Genomic DNA, 17007 nt, shown 5'->3' on the forward strand with positions numbered 1-17007 from the left:
CTGCCGGGCAGTTACGTGGATGAAGGGCTCCTTCATCCACACCAGGTGGAGGAAGGAGCCCTTCATCCACCTCACCGGACGGCGAGTTGCGAACATGACTTCTGGCTGCCTGCTTAGTTCTTTCCGAAGGGCCATCGCTTGCCGTACAACGCGTTCACCAGACGCAGGAGGAAGCGGTAGGACGACGGATCGAACGGGAGCATGTTCAGGTCGCGGCGCATCGGGAACCGGTTCACGAAGACGGCCTGGGGCTTGGTGTACTTGAGGATTCCTTCGGCGCCGTGCCGGCTGCCGAGTCCTGATTCCTTCCAGCCGCCCATGGGCAGGCCCAGTGCCATGTAGTTGGTCTGGACGTCGTTGATCGTGACGCAGCCGACCTCGAGTTGTTCGGCAAGGCGGCGTGCCCGTGCGGTGTTCGAACTGACGATGGTGGCCTGCAGGCCGTACTGGCTGTCATTGGTCAGCCGCACCGCCTCGGCCGCGTCCGCCACCTTCATCACGGGCAGCGTGGGGCCGAAGGTCTCCTCACGCATGCACGTCATCGTGTGGTCGACGTCGACCAGCAGCGTCGGTTCGAAGAACCGGCCAGGCCACGGGCCGGGGTTTCCTCCGGCCAGAACCCGGGCGCCGCGGTCGGTCGCGTCCTCGACGTGTTCGGCCACTGTGGACAGTTGGGGTGGGAAGGTCATGGCGCCCACGTCGGTACTGCCCAGACCGGTCGGTCTCGCCTGCCTCAGTTCGCCGAACCGCTTCTCGAGCCGTGACACGAATTCGTCGTACACGGCCTCCTCGACGTAGACGCGCTCGACTGAGGTGCACATCTGACCGCCGTTGACGAGGGCGCCGTGCAGCGCGACGTTGACGGCCCGCTCGATGTCGGCATCCGCCAGGACGATCAGGGCGTCCTTGCCGCCGAGTTCCAGTGAGCACGGGATCAGCCGCTCGCCCGCCCGTGCCGCGACCGCGCGACCGGTCTTCGTCGAGCCGGTGAACATGACGAAGTCGGCGGTGTCCACCAGGGCCCGGCCGGTGGCACCCGCGCCGGTGACGACCTGGAAGACGTCCTCCGGCCACCCGCACTCGCGGGCCATCCTGACCATGAGGAGCGCGGTCAGTGGCGTGTACTCGGAGGGCTTCAGCACGACCGCGTTGCCGGCGGCGAGCGCGGGAATGGCGTCACCGAACGAGTTGATCAGCGGGTTGTTCCACGGCCCGATGACGCCGACGACCCCGCGTGGTACCCGGCGGGTGAACATGCCGCGCCCCAGGACGAACGGGGACAGCGACCGCACCTTCGTCGTGGCGAGCAGGCGCGGTCCCTGCTTGGCCCAGTAGGCGAAGGCGCTGACGCAGTAGACGACCTCGACGATCGCGTCCTCTGCCGGTTTGCCGTTCTCCGCCACGATCGAGTCCACGACCTCCTGGCTGTGGTCCAGCAGCCAGTGGCGGGCGCGGGCGAACAGCTTCGCGCGAGCGCGCCCGGTCAGCTGTGCCCAGCCCGGCTGCGCTCGCCGGGCCCGCGTGACCGCTGCCTCGACCTGTTCCGCAGTGCTGTCGGCGATCTGGCCGATCACTTCTCCCGTGGCGGGGTTGTCCACGGCGATGCCCGCAGCCGAGGCGGTGCCGAGGGTTCGAGGCTGGGTCACGAAATCTCCTGCCGGGCGTTGACTTCTGTCCACCCAGAATGAGACGGTCGCCCGTACAAGTCAAGCGTCCAATACAAGCGACCAACTCTGCATCACGGACAACGTTGCACGTCAAACCAGGGAGGAGTCGGTGTGAAGCGGACGGCGAAGATCGTCTTGACCGGATTCGGTGTGCCGGAGTCCCTGCGCTGGCACGAGGAGGCCCTGTGGTTCTCCGACCTCGCGCACGGCACCGTGCACCGCTGGGACACGCGCGGGGCGCCGGAGACGGTCATCGAGGTGCCCGGCGGTGCCGGTGGGCTCGGCTGGCTGCCGGACGGCCGTCTGCTCGTCGTGTCGATGAACGGCGGCTGCGTCTACCGCCGGGAGCCCGACGGCGAACTGGTCGAGCACGCGGACCTGCGGCACATCGCCGGAGGCCCGGTGAACGACATGCTGGTCGACTCGGCCGGACGTGCGTACGTGGGGAACTTCGGTTTCGACTACTACACGTTCGACCGCGAGCATCCGAACTCGATGCTCTACGCGCCGCCCGGTCCTCCCACGGCACCGATCGCGTGTTTCGCCTCGGACGGGGAGTTGCTCGGGCTCTCGCAACCGCTGCTCTTCCCCAACGGCTTCCTGCTGACCGCGGACGGCACGACGCTGGTCGCCGCCGAGACGCTCGGCCTGCGCATCACCGACTTCCCGGTGCAGTCCGACGGAAGGCTCGGCGTCGGGCGTCCCTGGGGCTCGCTGGTCTCGCCGCTGCTGTGGCGCCTGGTCAACGACCCCGGCCTGCGCGGCCGGATCACCAGGAGGATCTCGGCGCTGCTCGACCACCCGGCCATCGCGAAACGTTCCTCCTCACCGATCGCCCCGGACGGCCTCGCGTGGCACGTAGACGGAGAAACCATCTGGGTGGCGAACGCGCTGCGCGGTGAATGCGTCCGGGTGGCGCGCGGCGGCCAGGTCGTCGACCGCGTGGCCACCAGCCAGCACACCCTGAGCTGTCTGGTGGCGGGGGAGAACGGCAGGACGTTGTTCGCGGCCACCGTCCCGACCGACGACCCCGTCGAGGCCGCCGAGCTGGGGCAGGGCCGCATCGAGGTCTTTCCACTGTGAACCCGCTGACCCGACGACCGGAAGAGGGTCTGAGCCCATGAGCAAGAAGCCCGAGAACGACCTCGTCGTGCTCGTGACCGGCGCCGCCACCGGCATCGGAGCGGCCACCGCGGAAACCGCGATCGCGCGCGGCCACCGCGTGCTGCTCACCGACATCGACGCCGACGCCGTGCACACCACGGCCCGCCGCCTGGGCGACAGGGCGGCGGCCTTTCCGCTCGACATCCGTGACCCGGACGGCTGGGGTGCCGCGTTCGACACCGCCGAGGCCGAGTTCGGGCCGGTCGATGTGCTGATCAACAACGCCGGGATCATCCACACCGGCAACACCCGCGATCTCAGCCTGAAACAGCACCGCGAAATCGTCGAGGTCAACCTGCTCGGCACCATGACCGGCGTCTGCACGGCACTGCCGCGGATGACGGCGCGCGGCCGCGGTCACATCATCACGATCTGCAGCATGAGCTCGTTCCTGGCGCTGCCCGGATATGCCACCTACGGCGGCACCAAACACGCCGTCCGCGCCTTCCACCACGCAGTGGCGCTCGAGGAACGGCACGGCCCGCTGGACTTCACCATCATCCATCCGCCGTCCACGCGCACGAAGATGCTGGACCAGGAACTGGCCGATCCGACGTCGGCGATCGCCTTCGCCGAGAAGGCGGCCACACCACAGGCCGTGGCGAAGGTCGTCGTCGACGCGATCGCGACCAAGCCGGTGGAAGTGGTCTTCCCCGTGCTCGCGGGACGTGTTCAGCGACTCGCCGGCACGCTTCCGCTGCTCATCCGCTGGCTCATGCCGCTCGTCGAGGCGCGCGGAAGACGGCAACGGGAAACGCTCATCCGCACCGGAAGCGCCGGACTGTCCACAGTGGCCGGACGCGCCGAATGACCACGAAGGATCGGTCCATGAGCGCACCGCCGATGACATCTCTGATCACCACCGGGTCGAGCGAGGTCCGGATGGTGCAGCTCGCCAGCGCCACCGAGCACCTGGATCCACCGTTCGCCGTGGTGGATCTCGACGCGTTCGACCTCAACGCCTCCGACCTGGCGCGCCGGGCGGCCGGGCTCGCCACCATCAGGCTGGCCAGCAAGTCGGTGCGCAGCCGCGACCTCATCCAGCGTGCCGCCGGACGGCAGGGATATCACGGCATTCTGGCCTTCACGTTGCCGGAAGCCCTGTTCCTGGCCCAGGACCACGAGGACGTGGTCATCGGCTATCCCACCGCCGACCGCGACGCTCTTCGTCAGCTCGCGGCGGACGAACGCGCCGCAGCCCGCATCACCCTCATGATCGACTCGATCGACCACCTGGACTTCGTCGACGACGCCGTGGGATCGCGCCGACCCGACCTGCGCGTCTGCATCGACCTCGACGCGTCGCTGGAACTGCTCGGCGGCCGCATCCACCTGGGCCCCTACCGCTCCCCGACGCACACACCGCAGCAGGCTGCGGCTCTCGCGCGAACGATCACGCAGCGACCAGGATTCCGGCTGGCCGGCCTCATGTCCTACGAAGGTCAGATCGCCGGCATGGGCGACAACCAGCCCGGCTCCCCGCTCAAGCGCGCGGCGCTGCGGGCGATGCAGCGCCTCTCCGCGCGGGAGCTCGCCGAGCGTCGTGCCGCCGTGATCACGGCCATCGAGGCCATCGCACCGCTGGAGTTCGTCAACGGCGGCGGCACCGGCTCCATCGAACAAACCGCCGCCGAGCACGTCATCACCGAGATCGGCGCCGGGTCCGGCCTCTACGGGCCGGGACTGTTCGACTTCTACCGCCGCTTCAAGCCCCGCCCGGCGGCCTTCTTCGTCCTGCCCGTCGTGCGGCGTCCCACGTCGAAGATCGCCACTCTGCTCGGTGGCGGCTGGGTCGCGTCCGGTCCGATCGGCCCTGATCGGCTGCCCACCCCGACCTGGCCCCGCGGCCTTCGGCTGACCGGCCTCGAAGGAGCGGGGGAGGTTCAGACGCCGGTGCTGGGCCAGGCCGCGCACGGGATGCGGCTCGGCGAGCAGGTGTGGTTGCGGCACGCCAAAGCCGGCGAGCTGTGCGAACGCGTCAACGTCCTGCACCTGGTGTCGGGCCATCAGATCGTCGACCAGGTACCCACCTACCGCGGCGAAGGGCACGCCTTCCTCTGACCGAACCCCACCCCCCAAGAGGCCACATGTCCACCGAGTTCACGTCTTCCGCCGTCGCGATCTCCTCCCACGGTCCCGCTGCGCCGGTCTCCCGTCGCTGGACGGCCGCGTTCAGCCTGGTCTGGTTCGGCTACTGGATGGCCAACCTCGTTCCCCTGCAACTGTTGTTGCCGCAGCAGTTGCAGCTCATCGACCCCGAGCACAAGGTCACCGACTTCGCCCTCGTCAACGCCGCGTCCGGCTTGGTCGTCCTGATCGCCCTGCCGGTGTGCGGCGCGCTGTGTGACCGTTCCCGCAACCGCTTCGGACGGCGACGGGCGTGGCTGGGTGGCGGTGCACTGGTGTTCGCCGCGGGAGTGGTGATCACCGGCGAGCAGACCACCGTGCTCGGAGTGACCGTCGCCTGGTCGGCGACCATGCTCGGGCTCAGCGCCGCCACGGCCGGACTGACCGCCGTGATCGCCGACCGCGTCCCCGAACGCCAGCGCGGCCTGATCTCCAGCGCCATCTACGGTCCGCAGGCCCTCGGCGTCGTGGTCGGCATCGCCGTGGTCGCCGCCTTCAGCCTCTCCACCGCACGGGCCTACCTGCTCATCGCCGCCTTGCTGATCGTGTGCGCCCTGCCCTTCGTGCTTTTCTACCGAGAGGTGGCACACCAAGCACAACAGGTGCTGGGACTGCGGACGGTGGTCACGTCTCTCGGCCGATCGTTGAAGGATCGCGAATTCGCCTGGGCTTTCGGCGCGCGCTTGCTGGTCAACCTCGCCAACTCGCTGGGCACCTGCTACGCGTTGTACTTCCTCATCGACGGCCTTCAGGTCGCCGACCCGGAGACCAGCCTGCTGCTGATCACCGTCGTCTACCTCGTCGCCGGGCTGGTGGCCACCGCGGTCGCGGGCGTGCTGTCCGACCGCTTGGGCCGGCGGCGGATCTTCGTGGCCATGGCCGCGCTGCTCCAGGCGTTGGCCGGTTTCCTGCTCGCGGCGTTTCCCAGTCTGTCCATGGACATCGTGGCGTCCGCGCTGATGGGTGGTGGGTTCGGCGCCTACATGGCAGTCGACCAAGCCCTGATCACCCAGGTCCTGCCCGACGCCCACAGCCGCGCCAAGGATCTCGGGATCATGAACATCGGAGCGCTCGTGCCGCCGACGCTGGCTCCGCTGATCGCGAGCGTGATCATCACCTCGGGACTGGGCTATCCCGTCCTGTTCGTCACCGTCGGTGTCGGTGCCGCGGTCGGAGCGGTGCTCACCTACCAGATCCGTTCCGTCCGCTAGCTACGCGAACGGCACCACCGCCCAACCCACCGAGAAGGGAGCAGGACTTGGCAACGACCCGCTACGGCGCGCACGCGGGCGAGGACCGCGCGAACAGGAGTGTGTGGCGGAACTGGGCCGGGAACGTCACCGCCCGCCCGGTGAGGGATGTCGCACCCGCCTCGGTCGATGAGCTCCGCGCCGTTGTGCGCGAGGCGGCCGAGGACGGCCTGCCGGTGAAGCCCGTCGGCAGCGGCCACTCGTTCACCGCCGCTGCCGCGACCGAGGGCGTGCTGATCCGGCCTGACCGTCTCACCGGCGTTCGCGCTGTCGACCGGGAGGCCGCAACCGTGACCGTGGAAGCCGGCACACGGCTCAGGGACCTGAACGTCGCCCTGACCCGGGAAGGCCTGTCACTCACCAACATGGGCGACATCATGGAGCAGACCGTCGCCGGCGCGACCAGTACGGGCACTCACGGCACGGGCCGCAGCTCGGCCTCGATCGCGGCCCAGATCCGCGGCCTTGAACTGGTGACGGCGGACGGCTCGTTGCTCACGTGCTCCGAGAAGGAGAACCCGGACGTGTTCGCCGCCGCACGCATCGGGCTGGGCGCGCTCGGGGTCGTCAGTGCCATCACGCTCGCCGTGGAACCGCTGTTCCTTCTCACCGCGCACGACGAACCGATGACGTTCGACAGGGTCACCGCGACTTTCGACGAACTCCACGCGGCCAACGAGCACTTCGAGTTCTACTGGTTCCCGCACACCGACAACTGCAACACCATGCGCAACAACCGCAGCGCAGGTCCGCTCGCCCCGATGGGCCGGTTCAGAGGCTGGTTCGAGGACGAGTTCCTCTCCAACGGCGTTTTCCAGGCAGTCAACTGGCTGGGGCAAGCCGTGCCCGCCGCCGTCCCGGCCATGGCGCGGGTGTCGAGCCGTGCTCTTTCCGCCCGCAGCTACACGAACATCCCGTACAAGGTCTTCACGTCTCCCCGCCGCGTGAAGATGATCGAGATGGAGTACGCCCTCCCGCGCGAGGCACTGATCGACGCCCTGCGCGAGTTGAAGGCCGTGGTCGACCGTTCGAATCTGCGGATCAGCTTTCCGGTGGAAGTGCGTACGGCACCCGCGGACGACATCACCCTCTCCACCGCGTCGGGTCGTGAGAGCGGATACATCGCCGTCCACACCTACCGGGGCATGCCCTTCCATGAGTACTTCGCCGCGGCGGAGCGCATCTTCACCGCGCACGGCGGTCGCCCGCACTGGGGCAAGCTGCACACACGTGACGCCGACTACTTCGCGGCGACGTATCCACGCTTCGGTGAATTCACCGCACTGCGTGACCGCCTCGATCCGGATCGGCGCTTCGGCAACGCATACCTGCGACGAGTCCTGGGCGACTGACCCGGCCCGGTCCACAGCTCATCACCGAAAGGTGGTAGTCAACCCATGTCCTCCACACAGCTGACTTCGATGGCAGATCTTCCCGCCATCGAGGACTTGATCCCGTTCGACGATTTCTCACGCGACTTCGTGGAAGCGGCACGGGAGTTGCGGGGCCGAGAAAGGACCGACTTTCTCCGGGGCCCGATGGACAGTCTCGTCGTGCTCCGCAACAAGGACGCCAGGACGCTTGCGGCGAATCCGGCGCTGGGCAACGTGCCCGCGGACATCGTCCTGTGGATGGCCACCGAAGCGGATCTCGGCTCCGGGCCCGTGGTCAAACCGGATCCCGAACAGACCGAAGGGTACGGCAGGTTCCTGCGGAACCAGGTGTTCACCTCCAACCCTCCGCTGCATCAGCCGTACCGCAATCTCCTGGTCCGGCAACTGATGCCCCGGAACATCCTCCGTTTCGCTCCCGCCGCCGAACGCCTCACACAGGAACTTGTCGAGGAGTGCGCCGAGCGCGACCGGACCGACTTCTCCCGGGAGTTCGCCGGGCGGTTCGTCACCCGTTTCTGGGCCGAGCAACTCGGGCTGAGCAGGGACCAGGCGGCGGACGTCCAGCACCTCATGGAGGAGATGAGCCTGACGTTCCTGCTCACCCGCACGCCCGAGCAGTCGCAGCGCTTGTTCTCTGCTGCGGCGACGTACATGGACGTGGTCGGAGATGCCGTTCGGAAGACCTGGTCGGACGGAGGCAACGCGCTTCTCGACGGCATGGCGGCCGAACTCGCCACGATCGACATGGAGGGCAAGCCTGAGGACATCGGCTCGTTGGTGGCCTCGAACTTCTTCGACGGCTTCCACACGATCGGTGTGGCGATCGAGAACGTGGTCTTCCGCATGCTGAGCGACGGGACGGCCCTGGAGCAGGTCCGTGCCGACCCGGCGTTGGTCACCAGTGCCTTCTACGAGGGCACACGTCTGGAGTCCCCGCTGATGCTCAGCCAGCGACTGACGCTGCAGGACGTCGAGTACAACGGCGTCTCCATCCCCGCCGGCACGCCGGTCGTCATGATGTGGGCCTCGGCGAATCGCGATCCTGAGGTCTTCGACGACCCCGACAGCTACCGGCTGACCCGGCCGATCCAGCACGGCGCGACCTTCGGCGGCGGTGCCCATCTGTGCCCGGGCAGGAACGTGGCCCGGATGCTCACCGAGATCGCCGTGACCGCGCTGACCGCGCCCGATGTCGATATCGCACTGGTCGGGGACGATCACGAATGGGCGGCCCACACCATGATGCGGCAGCTGACGGCGTTGCCGGTCACCATCCGACGGGTGCACCGGTGAAGACCGTCGTCATCGTCGGTGCGGGACAGGCCGGCTCGGAACTGGCCGTGGCACTGCGGCAGAACGGTTTCAGCGACCGGATCCTGCTCGTCGGGGCCGAACGCCATCTGCCCTACCAGCGTCCGCCCCTGTCCAAAGCGTTCTTGCGCGGCGAGGTCGAGCAGGAGGAACTGCGGACCCGCGCCCTGGACACCTACACCAACGCCGGCATCGAGGTCGAACTCGACACCACCGCGGTCGGGATCGACCGCCGGACACGATCCGTCGCCTTGGCGGACGGGCGCACGTTGCGCTACGACAAGCTGGCTCTCACCACCGGTGGCAGTCCGCGTCCTCTCCGGTTCGGCTCCGGCCACGTCGCGGGCAGGACTCTGCACCACCTCGACGACGCGATCGCGCTGCGGCAGGAACTGCAGTCCGGTGGCACCCTGCTGATCATCGGTGGCGGATTCATCGGCCTGGAGACGGCGGCCGCAGCGACAGACATGGGAATCGCGGTGACGCTCGTAGAGGCCCAGCCGCGAGTCCTGGCCCGGACGTGCCCACCGGCCGTCTCCGCCTTCGCCGAACGCGAGCACCGCGATCACGGCGTCGATCTGCGCACGGGCGTGTCCGTCCGCAGCGTCGCCCAGCGCGACGGAGCCCTCCTCGCGGAGCTCAGCGACGACACCGTGGTCAGAGCCGACCTGATCCTGACCGGCGTGGGGATCGCTCCGAACGACACCCTCGCCGCCACCGCGGGACTGGCCACCGACGACGGTGTCCTGGTCGACGCCGTGGCCAGGACCGAGGACCCCGACATCGTCGCCGCGGGCGACTGCACGCGACAGCGGCACGGTTTCCTCGGCCGCAGCGTGCGCCTCGAATCCGTTCAAAACGCTACTGACCAGGCCAGAATCGCGGCCCGGACCTTGTGCGGAAAGCCGACCGAGCGCTTTGCGGCGCCATGGTTCTGGTCCGATCAGTACGACCACAAGATCCAGATGGCCGGCCTGCCGCAGACCGGCGACACAGAGGTCGTCCGCGGCGACCCGTCATCGAACTCCTTCAGCGTGGTGTACCTGCGCAACGGCATCATCACCGGCCTGCACGCGGTCAACCGGCCGCGGGATTTCACGGCCGCCCGCCAACTCGTCACGGCGCGGGCCGCCATGACCGGGGAGGAAGCCGCCTCCGAAGACCTCCCGCTGTCCGAACTGATGAAGCGACACCAATCCACCGCAGAAAGGAGTGCCTGACGTGCCAGAGATCAGGTTCATCGAGGCCGACGGAACACCGCACCCCGTGGAGGCCGTCGTCGGCCAAAGCCTCAAGCAGGCGGCACTCGACCACCTCGTGCCCGGCATCATCGGCGACTGCGGCGGCTGCGCCTCCTGCGGAACCTGTCACGCCTACATCGACGAGAAGTACCTGCCGCTCCTCCCGCCGGCTGATGAAAACGAGGAGATGATCCTCGAGGGGGTACCGGCGTCACGCACCTCCAACAGCCGCCTCACCTGCCAAATCCCCGTGACAGCCGACATGGCCGGGATGGAAGTGCAGATTCCCGACACTCAGTTCTGAGGGACGGGCCATGTCTCGAGTGCCTGGGTGGCTCGGGCAGGCTCGGTGCCGGGCTCACCGAGCTGAGCAGGCGGGTCGACGAGCGGCGCGCCGGCCTCAGTCCTGTGTGGACTCCCGGTGAGGCGTTGTCCCGACACGGTTTCACGATCGGGCGTCACGTTCAGGGCCCGCGGGACATGATCCCAGCGGTCACAGTGATCATCGCGGCGGTTGTGGGGCTGGTGTTTCTGTTCGGTTTCGGCAGCGTTCTGAGTCTCGTGCCGCGGCTTGGTGTGCCGTGTGGGTGGCCCCGCTCACTGTCGATCACGAGCGACGCGGTGTTGCCGAACCGCTCGACCGGCTCGGCGACACCGCACGCATGTCGTCGACGCTACAAGGCTCAGGCTCCGAGTCCGCGGCGCAGGTCGTCCAGTTCGTCGGCTGCCATCCGCTGGGTCACTGCGGCTTTGGTGATCGCGGCCGAACCGTGAAACGTGCCTGGGTAGCCGCGGAGTTCGGTCGGCACGTTGGCCTGTGACAGCCGCCGGGCGTACTCCATGCCCTCGTCCCGCAACGGGTCGAACTGGCACACCGTGACGACGGTCGGTGGCAGCCCTGACAGGTCCGTGGCACGCGCGGGCGCGGCGTACGGTGAGACGTCCGCGGTGCCTCGCTTTCCTTCGCCCAGGTAGCTGTCCCAGCTGAAGGCCGCTTTCGGTGAGTTCCACAGTGGAGTGTCCGCGTACTCGCGCATGGACTCGGTCTCCAGCCGGTCGTCCAGCTCGGGGATGCCGAGGTGCTGGAAGACGATCGCGGGGCCACCGCGGTCGCGGGCCAGCAGCACGGTTCCCGCGGCCAGGCCGCCGCCCGCGCTCGCGCCCGCGACCCCGATCCGAGCAGGGTCGACACCGAGCTCGGTGGCCTTGTTGGCGGTCCACACCAGCGCCGCGTAACAGTCCTCGACCGGGCCGGGGAACGGCGTCTCGGGCGCCAGCCGGTAGTCCACTGACACCACGACGATGCCGAGTTTGTCGGCGTAGGTCAGGCAGAAGGTGTCGGTCGTGTCGATGTCGCCGCTGACGAACCCGCCGCCGTGGATGTACACGAGTCCAGGCCTGGGTTCATCGGCGGACCGGGGCGTGTAGATCCGGACGCGGACGTCGGGTGCGCCGTCGGGGCCGGGGATGAGCTCGTCGCGGACGTCGATCGGCTGGCCGGGCTCGTACACGGGCATCTGCACGAGGAATTCCGACATCTGCGCGCGGGTGGCGAGCAGCTCTTCGTAGGTGCGCATCGGGGCATCGGGCAGCACGTCGATCCACGGAATGAGCTCCGGGTCGAAGGCGTAGTCGGTCATGGTGCAGACCTGCTTTCACTGTCGGGTCCGGGACTGGTGCCCAGAACGGGTGGCTGCTGGCGGGCGCGTGGCCACAGCCGGCGTAGACGAACGGTTCCTGATGGCGAGGCGTGGCAGCCGGCGCGCGAGGCGCAGGTCCGGGTGGAAGCCGTGGTCAGGCATTGCCGCCCTCCACCTGCAGCTTTCCGCAGGACCGCGGCGTGGGGGCCGCCGTGGCCCCGCGGGCAGTCCTGCGGGCCGGATTCACCAGGTCACCGGGAGTTCGTAGACGCCGTAGACGAATCCGTCGTGTTTGAACGGGATCTTGTCCAGGTCGGTGGCGAGCCGGAGGGTGGGGATGCGGCGGAGCAGGGCTGGGTAGACGACCTGGAGCTCCAGCCGTGCGAGTGGTTGCCCGGCGCAGGCGTGGATGCCGTGGCCGAAGGTCGCGTGCTGGCGGGCGTCGCGGTGCAGGTCGAGGTGGTCGGGGTCGGCGAAGACGGCGGGGTCGCGGTTGGCGGTCTCGTTGACCACGAGGATGCCGTCGCCTTCGCGGATCGTCTGGCCGCCGAGCTCGATGTCGGCCAGTGCGACACGCTGCAGCCCGCCGTGGGTGATGGTCAGGTAGCGCAGGAGTTCCTCGACCGCGTTCGCGATCAGTTTCGGGTCGTCGGTGTCGCGCAGCACGGCGAGTTGGTCGGGGTGCTGGAGCAGTGCGAGGGTGCCGAGCGCGATCATGTTCGCGGTGGTTTCGTGGCCGGCGAACAGCATCAGCACGGCCATCGACACGGCTTCCTGCCGTTCCAGGTCACCGGACTTGACGCGTTCGGCCAATGTGGACAGCAGGTCGTCGCCGGGGTTGGCGAGCTTCTCCGCGAGCAGTTCGTCGAGGTAGTCGCCGAGCTCGAGCTGGGCCTGCATGCGCTGCAGAGCGGTCGAGGCGCGGTTGATGATGATCTTGCTGTTGTGCTGGAAGAGGTCGTGCTCGTCGTAGGGGACGCCGAGCAGTTCGCAGATGACCAGTGAGGGCACGGGGAGCGCGAACGCCTCGACCAGGTCCACCGGCTTCGGACCGGCGAGCATCGCGTCGATGAACTCGTCGACGATCTTCTGCACGGCCGGTCGCATCGCCTCCATTCGCTTGATCATGAACGTGGCGGTGACCATCCGCCGCAGCCGGGCGTGCTCGGGGTCGTCCATCATGATGAAGCTCAGGCCGGGCGCGGGCCGGTCCTTCAGCACCTCCATCAGCTGAGCCATCTCGGCTTCGGTCGGCCTGGCGCCCTGGGTGACCCTCGGCATGCCGGGGTGTGAGTGGTCGACGCTGACCCTCGGGTCGGCCAGCAGTGCGCGGTGCTCGGCGTGGCCGGTCACCAGCCAGGGAGTGCTGCCATCCCACAGCCGTACCCGGGTCACCGGGCCTTCTGCGTGGCGTGCGTGCATGGCGGGCGCCGGGTCGAACGGGCAGCCCGGCTTCCGCGTGAGGTCGTATTCCGGAATCGCGCTGGTCACTGATCTCTCCTTCGAGCCGGCCGACGGACAGCGGCTGTCGAGGTGGGACGAGCAGATAGGGGGTGAAAGCGCCCTTGCGGGACCGCTTCTCGTGGTGGGTGAAGACGAGCGTGGAAGGCACCGCGTCACACGGGCAGCTGGACCTTGCCCGCGACCACGCCGCCGTCGACGCGCAGCGGGGTGATGTCGTGGCCTTCGCCGCGCAGTGTGTCGGCGGTGGTGTGCAGGGTGGTGTCGTTGAAGTCGGCCAGCAGCACGGACTTCCCGGAACCTGGGCGGCGGACGATCGCCTGGCCCATACCGCCGACGCCGATGACGACCAGCACCTGTCGTGTCATGGTGATTTTCCTCTACCAGGTGACGGGGAGCTTGTGGACGCCGTAGGTGGCTGAGCCGTGGCGGGACTCGATCTCCTCGATCGGCACGGCCAGCCGCAGGGTCGGCAGCCGGCGCAGCAGGCTGGTCAGCGCGATCTGCATTTCTGCGCGGGCCAGTGCCTGCCCGAGGCACTGGTGGATGCCGAAGCCGAACCCGACGTGCGTGCGGGCGTTGGCGCGGTCGATGTCGAACGTGTCGGGGTCGGTGAAGACGGAGGTGTCCCGGTTACCGGCCGGCAGGCTCATGATCACGCCTTCGCCGGCGCGGACGAGCTGCCCGCCGACGGTGACGTCCTCTTTGGCCACTCGCACGAGCGCGTCCTGGATGATCGTGAGGTACCGCATCAGTTCCTCGACCGCGTTCGCGACCAGCTTGGGGTCGTCGGTGTCGCGCAGGCGCGCGGCCTGATCGGGGTTCTCCAGCAGGGCCAGGGTGCCGAGGCCGAGCATGTTGGCGGTGGTCTCGTGACCGGCGATCAGCAGGATCATGCCGGTCATCGCCACGGCTTCCCTGGTGAGCTCGCCGGTGGCGACGTGTTCGGCGAGCAGCCTGCTGATGATGTCGTCGCCCGGCTCCTTCTCCTTGCGGCCCACCAGGTCGAGCAGGAAACCGAACAGGGCCGCCTGCGCGGCGCCCTTCTCCTCGGGCGTGGCGGTCGTGTCGTTCACGGTGTGGCTGTGCTGCTGGAAGAACGGATGGGCCTCGTAGGGAACACCGAGCATCAGCGAGATCACCAGCGACGGGATCGGCAGTGCGAAGTCGTGCACCAGGTCCGCCGGCGCGCCCTTGTCGATCATCTGCTCCAGGTGCGCGTCGACGATCTGCTGGATCTGCGGCCGCTTCAGCTCGACCTGTTTGACAGTGAAATCCTTGGTGAGCATGCGCCGCAACCGGGCGTGCTCGGGATCATCCATCCGAGGGAAAGTCGGCGGCTGGTGCGCGCTGGCCGGTGTCCAGCCGGGGAAGTCCGGGCGGAGGAAGTCCGCGCTGAACCGCTGATCGGCCAAGACCTCCCGGATGTCCTCGTGCCGGGTCACCACCCACAACGGTGAGCCGCTCCACACCGCCCGTCCCAGCCCTTCGCCCTCCTGCCACTGCGCCTGCTGGGGTGGCGGGTCGAACGGGCAGCGCGGGTCACGCGAGCCCGGGAACTCCGGCAGCTCGACCACGTCGTTCGTGTTCTGGGCAGCAGTCATCGTCACTCCTTGAGTGGGTGTTCTGGCGAAGCTGGTGAGGATCAGGCGGCGGCGCTCGTCATGGCCGCGTCCCAGGTGCTGCCCGCGGCGATGAGGGCGCGCCACCCACGCAGGAGCTTCGGTGACACGCCGGCGGCGATCACCCCGGCCAGGCGGTCGCCGCGGCGGTAGGCGACGAGGAACCGCCGCGAGTCCGAGGCGCCGGACAGATCGCCGTCGATGACGGCGGTTTCCTCGTGGTCGCGCAGGTAGCCGTAGATCTGGATCTTCATGTCGTACTGGTCCGACCACACGTACGGGACCGGTGCGAACGGGTGCGGCCGGCCGGGGTCGAGCAGGGTGCGGGCGACGGCCATGCCCTGCTCGGCGGCGTTGGTGCGGTGCTCGATGCGCATCGCGGTGTCGAACAGGGGGTTGTGCCAGCGGACGACGTCCCCGACCCCGTACACCCCGGGCCCGGCCGCGCAGTACCGGTCGGCGATCAGTCCGTCGTGGACGGTGAGGCCGCTGCCGGCCAGCCATTCGGTGTTGGGCACCGAACCGATGGCCACCAGTACGTCGTCCGCCGCGATGACGCTGCCGTCGGCGAGCTCCACACCGGACACCTCGCCCGCCTCGCCGAGGACGCGGGCGACCGAGACTCCCGTGCGCAGTGTGATCCCGTGGTCGAGGTGGACCCTCGCCAGGAACCTGCCGACGTCGTCGCCGACAGCCGGTCCCAGCGGTACCGGGGCGGCTTCGAGCATCGTCACCTCGACGCCGAGGCCCTGGGCGACGGCGGCGACCTCGGCGCCGACGAACCCGGCACCGACGATCACCAGCCGGCGCCCCGGCCGCAAGCGGGCCTTGAGCGCCATCGCGTCCTCAAGGGTGCGCAGCGTGTGCACCCCGGTCAGACCATCGGTGCCCGGCAGGCGGCGGGGGCGAACGCCGGTCGCGACGACCAGTGCCTCGTACGGCAGGTGGTCGCCGTCGGCCAGCGCCACCGCCCGCCCGGCCACGTCCACACCGGTCGCGGCCACACCCAGGCGCAGGTCCAGGTTCAGCGCGTCGATCTCCGCCTGGCCGCGCAGGGCGAGCCGGTCCGGCGTCCACTGCCCGGCCAGGATCTGTTTCGACAGCGGCGGCCGGTCGTAGGGCGGATGGACCTCCTCACCCACGAGCGTGATCACACCGGCGTAGCCCAGCCGGCGCAGCGCCTCCGCGGTGGCCAGGCCACCCGCCGAGGCGCCGACGATCACCACCCGGTTCACGGCTCGACCAGGCGAATGGCCGCGGCGGGGCACACCAGCGCCGACTCCCGGACCGCGGGGTGCGACTCGGTCGCGGGCTGGTCGTCCAGCAGCACCACGATGCCGTCCTCGTCGCGCTGGTCGAACACCTCCGGTGCCAGCAGCACGCACTGCCCGGCGGCGACACACTTGACGTCGTCGATCTCAACCTTCATCGGCTTTCCTCTCCACAGTGGACGAATGTGAGGTGACCGGGGCCCGCCACAGCGCGACGATCACATCGACCAGGTCGGCGGTGAGGGCGTCCCAGCTCACCGGAAAGCCAGTGGCCTGCCGGTTTCCCTCCGCAAGAGCACGTTCCTGGTCGACACACATCTGCAGGACCAGGTGACGAGCCATGGCCCATCGCTGCGCGCGCACCACGGCCGGAAGATCTGGCATCGATCCGTTCAACCGGTCCAGCAGTAGTCGCAGCGAGGGCGACGCGAGCGACTCCTCGACCGTGATGTCGTGCAGGGCGGGATCGGAGGCCACCTGGGCGAGGAACCGGGCGTACCAGCTCGGGCCTTCCAGCGCCGCCAGGTGCTCGGTGAAGGGGCGCACCAGGCAGGCCACCCAGTCCCGCAACCCGGCCGAGGCCGTGACCTCGGCCATCATGTACACCCGCAGGTGCTCCATCTGGTCGGTGTGCTTGCGGGCGATGGCCCGCACCAGGTCGGCTTTCGTGCCGAAGTGGTAGCCGACCGCCGCGGTGTTGCTCTGCCCCGCGGCCTCGCCGATCTGCCGGTTGGACACCGCGTGCATGCCGTTCTCGGCGAACAGCCGCTCCGCCGTGGCCAGGATCAGCTCCCGCGTCGCACCGCCCCGTTCGGGCCGCACCGTCCTGCCCGCCACGGTCACCACCCCGCCAGCGCTG

Annotated in this window: 16 protein-coding genes; 8 read left to right on the top strand and 8 right to left on the bottom strand. The window is 68.9% G+C overall.

The genetic code is table 11. The features are described from left to right. Nucleotides 1–113: 113 nt before the first annotated feature. Nucleotides 114–1646, bottom strand: a complete 1533-nt coding sequence (locus ABZV40_RS42930; RefSeq protein WP_355455441.1) for a succinic semialdehyde dehydrogenase — start codon at nt 1644–1646, stop codon at nt 114–116. Between the two features lie 132 nt (nt 1647–1778). On the opposite strand from ABZV40_RS42930, the gene ABZV40_RS42935 reads away from it, so the two are divergent. The 8 genes from ABZV40_RS42935 (at nt 1779) to ABZV40_RS42970 (ending at nt 10458) form a co-directional block, all read left to right on the top strand. Continuing rightward, complete coding sequence (locus ABZV40_RS42935; protein ID WP_355455443.1) at nt 1779–2750, top strand: SMP-30/gluconolactonase/LRE family protein; 972 nt, start codon at nt 1779–1781, stop codon at nt 2748–2750. A 37-nt stretch (nt 2751–2787) separates the two neighbouring features. Further along, complete coding sequence (locus ABZV40_RS42940) at nt 2788–3642, top strand: SDR family NAD(P)-dependent oxidoreductase (RefSeq protein WP_355455445.1); 855 nt, start codon at nt 2788–2790, stop codon at nt 3640–3642. 71 nt (nt 3643–3713) lie between these two features. Continuing rightward, nucleotides 3714–4892, top strand: a complete 1179-nt coding sequence (locus ABZV40_RS42945) for an amino acid deaminase/aldolase (RefSeq protein WP_355455482.1) — start codon at nt 3714–3716, stop codon at nt 4890–4892. 26 nt (nt 4893–4918) lie between these two features. Next, a complete protein-coding gene (locus tag ABZV40_RS42950; RefSeq protein WP_355455447.1) occupies nt 4919–6169 on the top strand; it encodes an MFS transporter in 1251 nt (416 codons plus the stop codon). 47 nt (nt 6170–6216) lie between these two features. Continuing rightward, nucleotides 6217–7560 carry a D-arabinono-1,4-lactone oxidase gene (locus tag ABZV40_RS42955; RefSeq protein ID WP_355455449.1) on the top strand — a complete coding sequence of 448 codons (1344 nt, stop codon included), beginning with the start codon at nt 6217–6219 and terminating at the stop codon, nt 7558–7560. A 69-nt stretch (nt 7561–7629) separates the two neighbouring features. Continuing rightward, complete coding sequence (locus ABZV40_RS42960; protein WP_355455451.1) at nt 7630–8895, top strand: cytochrome P450; 1266 nt, start codon at nt 7630–7632, stop codon at nt 8893–8895. Beyond that, nucleotides 8892–10133, top strand: coding sequence for an FAD-dependent oxidoreductase (locus tag ABZV40_RS42965; RefSeq protein ID WP_355455453.1), 1242 nt, complete (start codon nt 8892–8894; stop codon nt 10131–10133). Before ABZV40_RS42960 ends, ABZV40_RS42965 begins: the two co-directional genes overlap by 4 nt. Nucleotide 10134: 1 nt before the next feature. Further along, entirely contained in the window at nt 10135–10458 is a 324-nt protein-coding gene (locus tag ABZV40_RS42970; RefSeq protein WP_355455455.1) for a 2Fe-2S iron-sulfur cluster-binding protein, read from the top strand. Between the two features lie 379 nt (nt 10459–10837). On the opposite strand, the gene ABZV40_RS42975 is transcribed toward ABZV40_RS42970, so the two are convergent. From ABZV40_RS42975 to ABZV40_RS43005, 7 genes are all read right to left on the bottom strand, one after another. Continuing rightward, entirely contained in the window at nt 10838–11794 is a 957-nt protein-coding gene (locus tag ABZV40_RS42975; RefSeq protein WP_355455457.1) for an alpha/beta hydrolase, read from the bottom strand. A gap of 243 nt (nt 11795–12037) precedes the next feature. Next, nucleotides 12038–13285 carry a cytochrome P450 gene (locus ABZV40_RS42980; RefSeq protein WP_355455458.1) on the bottom strand — a complete coding sequence of 416 codons (1248 nt, stop codon included), beginning with the start codon at nt 13283–13285 and terminating at the stop codon, nt 12038–12040. A 125-nt stretch (nt 13286–13410) separates the two neighbouring features. Further along, nucleotides 13411–13623, bottom strand: a complete 213-nt coding sequence (locus tag ABZV40_RS42985; RefSeq protein WP_355455460.1) for a hypothetical protein — start codon at nt 13621–13623, stop codon at nt 13411–13413. A 12-nt stretch (nt 13624–13635) separates the two neighbouring features. Next, nucleotides 13636–14859 (bottom strand): cytochrome P450, encoded by a 1224-nt coding sequence (locus ABZV40_RS42990; protein WP_355455462.1) that lies wholly within the window; start codon nt 14857–14859, stop codon nt 13636–13638. A gap of 41 nt (nt 14860–14900) precedes the next feature. After that, nucleotides 14901–16112 carry an FAD-dependent oxidoreductase gene (locus ABZV40_RS42995; protein ID WP_355455464.1) on the bottom strand — a complete coding sequence of 404 codons (1212 nt, stop codon included), beginning with the start codon at nt 16110–16112 and terminating at the stop codon, nt 14901–14903. Further along, on the bottom strand, nt 16109–16306 hold the full coding sequence (locus ABZV40_RS43000) for a ferredoxin (protein ID WP_355455466.1): 198 nt from the start codon (nt 16304–16306) through the stop codon (nt 16109–16111). The genes ABZV40_RS42995 and ABZV40_RS43000 overlap by 4 nt, the downstream gene beginning before the upstream one ends. Further along, complete coding sequence (locus ABZV40_RS43005) at nt 16296–16985, bottom strand: TetR/AcrR family transcriptional regulator (RefSeq protein ID WP_355455468.1); 690 nt, start codon at nt 16983–16985, stop codon at nt 16296–16298. Before ABZV40_RS43005 ends, ABZV40_RS43000 begins: the two co-directional genes overlap by 11 nt. Nucleotides 16986–17007 lie beyond the last annotated feature (22 nt).

This window comes from Lentzea sp. NPDC004782, from assembly GCF_040609115.1.
Classification (GTDB): Bacteria; Actinomycetota; Actinomycetes; order Mycobacteriales; family Pseudonocardiaceae; genus Lentzea.